The organism is Streptomyces sp. NPDC053432 (assembly GCF_055585365.1).
On record NZ_JBVJKF010000052.1, the window covers coordinates 1 to 4147 of the forward strand.

The window sequence follows — 4147 nt, forward strand, 5'->3', positions numbered from 1 at the left end:
GGGGCCGGGCAGAGGCCGCGTGTCGAAGGCGGCCGTCCGCCGTCCGGGCGGCAGGCGGGGTCAGGAGCGTTCGCGCTGCTCCCGCTCCCGGAGGAGCTCCTCGACCGCGGTGGGGAGGGTAGTCTCGAAGTCGATCAGTTTCGCCCAGGTCGGGGTCACGACGATCCGCACCATCCCGCGGTAGAGCGAGTGGACCTCCGCCTCCCACTCGGCCCGCTGCTCGGGAGTCATCGCGTACGTGGAGTTCGCCTGGAGGTACTCGTCGGGGATGCCCTCGACGGCGTCGAGCTCGGCACGGCCTCGGATGAGCAGGATCTGCGGAGGGTGGACCTCGGTGTCGACGGTCAGGGCGACCGCGGGGTTGTGGCGCAGGGACGTCAGCTTGGGGGCGTTCGGCGGCGTGCACATGACGATCTGTGAGCCGTTCCAGACGAACGCGATCGGGATGGCCCGGGGTGTGCCGTCCTGGGCCACGTAGGCCAGGCGGGCCACGTCGCGGGCCAGGAGTTCCCGGCTGAGCGGGCGGTTGAGGATCTCGGTGATCTCGCTCGGCTGCACGGTCCGATCCTCCCGTACCGGTCGCCGGAGCGCAGGTCGAGGGGCGGGGCGGGCCCCCGGAGGGGGGACCCCGCCCCGGTGCCGGTCAGCTCGCGGCCTGCTTCACGAGGGCGGCGATGGCGGCCTCCGTGGCGGGGGTGATCTCCGCCAGGGCGTAGGAGGTCGGCCACATGGCGCCCTCGTCGAGGTTCGCCTGGTCGCTGAAGCCGATGGTGGCGTACCGGGACTTGAACTTCTCCGCGCTCTGGAAGTGACAGACGATCTTGCCGTTCCGTGCGTAGGCGGGCATCCCGTACCAGAGCTTCGGCGCGAGGCCCGGCGCGGAGGCCTTGACGATCGCGTGGACGCGTTCCGCCATGACGCGGTCGGAGTCCTGCATCTCGGCGATCTTCGCGACCACGGCCGCTTCGTCCTCCGCCGCCTTGTCGGCCTTCGACCCGCGGCGGGCGGTCGCCCTCAGCTCCTTGGCGCGCTCCTTCATCGCGTCGCGCTCCTCGTCGGTGAAGGCGTCGGCGGTGGTGTCGGTGGTCTTGTTCATTACGGGTTCCTCCTGGGGGGTGTGGGTGCGGTGGGGGAGCGGGGCTCAGCCCCAGGCGCCGGCGATCTGGCGGGTCGTGGCGTTCAGGCGGTTGAACATGTTGGTGACGCCGATCATCAGGATGATCGCGGCGAGCTGCTTCTCGTCGAAGTACGTGGCGGCGGTGTCCCAGACCTCGTCGTTCACCGCGTCGGGACGGTCGGCGAGCCGCGTCGCCGCCTCGGCGAGCGCGAGGGCGGCCCGCTCCTCGTCGGTGAAGTACGGGGTCTCCCGCCACACGGCGACCGTGGCCAGGCGCTCGTCGCTCACGCCCGCCTTGCGGGCCGTCTTGGCGCCGCCGTCGACGCAGGCGCTGCAGCCGTTGATCTGGCTGACCCGCAGGTGCACCAGCTCCAGGATCTCGCCCTCCACGCCACCGGAGTGCACGGCCTTGAAGATGTCCTGGATGGGCTTCATCGCGTCCGAGAGGACCATGGCCGGGTTCTGCATGCGGGACTTCATTTCGTTTCTCCTCGCCGTCGCTTGCGGTGTGACTTCATTCCAGCCGTTCCGGGCCGGCGGGGGCAGGGCGATGGGACGCCGTGGGACAGGCGGAACAGCCTTGACCAGCCCGGATTCGGGCCGAAATACTGCTGCCGGGGCGGGACAACGGAAACGGGGAACGGTGGAACAGGACGAGCTGGCAAGCCGGTTGCGCGCACTGCAGGAGCTGTCCGGACTGGGGGTACGGGCCCTCGCGCGGGACACCGGTCTGAGCTCTTCGTCGCTCTCGCGCTACCTCAGCGGCCAGACCGTGCCGCCCTGGCCCGCGGTGGTGGCCCTGTGCCGCCTGGTCAAACGTGACCCGCGGCCGCTGCGCCCCCTGTGGGAGCGCTCCTCGAACCCGCTGCCGGCGCCCCCGAAAGCCAGCCGCCAGGTGCCGCCGCGTCCCCGCAACGATCTGCCCCGCGACGTACCGGACTTCACTGGACGCGAGGAGCAACTGGCTGAGCTCTTAGCCGCGGTGAAGAGTCATCAGGTGGTGGCGGTCGACGGTATGGCCGGGGTCGGCAAGACCTGTCTGACCGTGCACGCCGCGCACCGGCTCGCCGCCGACTACCCGGACGCCCAGCTCTACGCCGACCTGCACGGATTCACCGAGGGCCGGGAACCGATGAGCGCCGACTCCGTACTGCGCATGCTGCTCGGCGCGCTCGACGTGCCCTCCGAGAGGGTCCCGCAGGAGGGCCTGGAGCAACTGGCAGCCTGCTGGCGCGCGGAACTCGCCGGCCGCCGGGCCGTCGTCGTCCTCGACAACGCCGCCGACGCCGAGCAGGTACGCCCCCTGCTGCCCGGAGCCGGCCCCTCCGTCGTCCTGATCACGAGCCGCAACCGGCTGCTGGGCCTGGACGAGGTCCCCCCGGTCTCCCTCGACGTACTGAGCCCCCGGGAGAGCGCCGAGCTCCTGACCCGGGCCAGCGGCGCCGACGCCCGCCTGGCCAAGGACCCGGATTCCGCCGCCGAGGTGCTGCGCCTGTGCGGCCACCTCCCCCTCGCCCTGCGCCTGGCCGCCGCCCGGCTGCGCCACCGGCCGGGCTGGACCGTGGGCATCCTCGCCGAGCGGCTGTCGCAGGGCACGGGCGAGTTCGACGCGGCGTTCGCCATGTCCGTCCGCCAGCTGGACCGCTCCCAGGCCCGCCTGTTCCGGCTGCTCGGCATGCTCCCCGGCGGAACCTTCGACGAGTACGTCGTGGCAGCCCTGGCCGACCTCCCGCTGAGCAGCGCCCGCCTGATGCTGGAGGACCTCCTCGACGCCCACCTGGTCCAGCAGCCGACCACGGGCCGCTACCGCCTGCACGACCTGGTTCATCAGCACGCCCGCAGGGCCTGCGCGGCCGAGGACTCACCATCGGACCGCGAACAGGCCCTGTCCCGCTTCCTCGACTACTACGTCCACGCCGCGGCCGCCGCCGACGCGGCGATGCCGGTCCTGGCACCCGGCCGCACCGCCTCCGCCGGCCGCCCCCCGGCCGCGCTCCCGCACTTCGCCGACAAGAACCACGCCATCGCCTGGCTCACCGCGGAGTACGAGAACATGATCGCCGCCTTCGAGACGGCGGACGCCGTCGGCGCCGACCTCCACGTGTGCGAGCTGCCCCGCTTCCTGCGCGCCTACTTCGCCCGCCGCTGCGGCACCACGCACCTCAACTACCTCTTCGAACGCTCGCTCGCCGCCGCCCAGCGCCTCGGCGACCCGCTCCAGCTGGCCGAGGCCCACAGCGACCTGGGCTTCGCCCGCTACAACGCGGGCCGGATGGCCGAGGCCGCCGCCGCGTACGAGGCCGCCGAACTCCACGGCGACACGGCCGAGCTGGCCATGCGCCGCGGTTACCTCAGCTGGGACGAGGGTCACGCCGAGGAGCCCCTCGAACTCTTCCGCCTGGCCGCCAAGCTCTACGAGGAATCCGACTGCCCCACCGGCGCGGCCCACGCCGCCGCCTCCGAGGCCTGGTCGCTCCTCCAACTGGGCCACCGCGACCAGGCCGCCCAGCGCGCCCGCGAGGTCCTGGCCATCCCCCACCCGGACCCCGCATGGCCCCCCACCCTGACGGCCCGGATCACCCTGGGCGTGGCCCTCGCCGCGGAGGCCCCCGAGGAGTCACTGGAACACCTGGACCGCGCCCTCGCACTGGCCCGCGAGGACGGCCACATGAACAACGAGGCCTGGTGCCTCAACTGCCAGGGCGTCGCCCTGCGCGACATGGGCCGCTACGAAGAGGCGCTGACCAGCCACCGCAAGGCCTTCGCCCTCCTGGACGAGCTCTTCGAGGACCACTGGAAGATCCGTTTCCTCAACGCCTACGCCGAGACCTGCCGCCTGGCCGGCCTCCCCGACGAGGCCCTCCGCCTCCACCGCCAGGCACTGGAACTGGCCCCGAAGCTGGGATACCGCCACGAGGAGGCACTGGCCCACGAGGGCATCGCCACCCTCCTCCAGGACGCCGACCCGACCACCGCCGCCGAGCACCGCACAGCGGCCGAATCCATGCTCGTCCGCCTCTGACCGGCCCA

At 72.3% G+C, this 4147-nt stretch carries 4 protein-coding genes; 1 reads left to right on the plus strand and 3 read right to left on the minus strand.

All coding sequences use genetic code 11. The features are described 5' to 3' along the window. Positions 1-60: 60 nt before the first annotated feature. The 3 genes from ACZ6Y1_RS37405 to ACZ6Y1_RS37415 form a co-directional block, all read right to left on the minus strand. The gene (locus tag ACZ6Y1_RS37405; protein WP_469640632.1) at positions 61-558 is read right to left on the minus strand and encodes a pyridoxamine 5'-phosphate oxidase family protein; all 498 of its coding nucleotides are present in this window, start codon (positions 556-558) and stop codon (positions 61-63) included. Positions 559-643: 85 nt separating this feature from the next. Then, the gene (locus ACZ6Y1_RS37410; RefSeq protein WP_469640634.1) at positions 644-1096 is read right to left on the minus strand and encodes an iron chaperone; all 453 of its coding nucleotides are present in this window, start codon (positions 1094-1096) and stop codon (positions 644-646) included. Positions 1097-1141: 45 nt separating this feature from the next. Beyond that, on the minus strand, positions 1142-1597 hold the full coding sequence (locus ACZ6Y1_RS37415) for a carboxymuconolactone decarboxylase family protein (RefSeq protein ID WP_469640636.1): 456 nt from the start codon (positions 1595-1597) through the stop codon (positions 1142-1144). Between the two features lie 163 nt (positions 1598-1760). Here ACZ6Y1_RS37415 and ACZ6Y1_RS37420 point away from each other — a divergent pair, with 163 nt between their 5' ends. Next, positions 1761-4139, plus strand: a complete 2379-nt coding sequence (locus ACZ6Y1_RS37420; RefSeq protein WP_469640638.1) for a tetratricopeptide repeat protein — start codon at positions 1761-1763, stop codon at positions 4137-4139. Positions 4140-4147: the final 8 nt, after the last annotated feature.

Bases quoted from the DNA above. Each gene is read 5' to 3' on its own strand.
- ACZ6Y1_RS37410 (WP_469640634.1), bottom strand. From the start codon at position 1,096: ATGAACAAGACCACCGACACCACCGCCGACGCCTTCACCGACGAGGAG.
- ACZ6Y1_RS37415 (WP_469640636.1), bottom strand. From the start codon at position 1,597: ATGAAGTCCCGCATGCAGAACCCGGCCATGGTCCTCTCGGACGCGATG.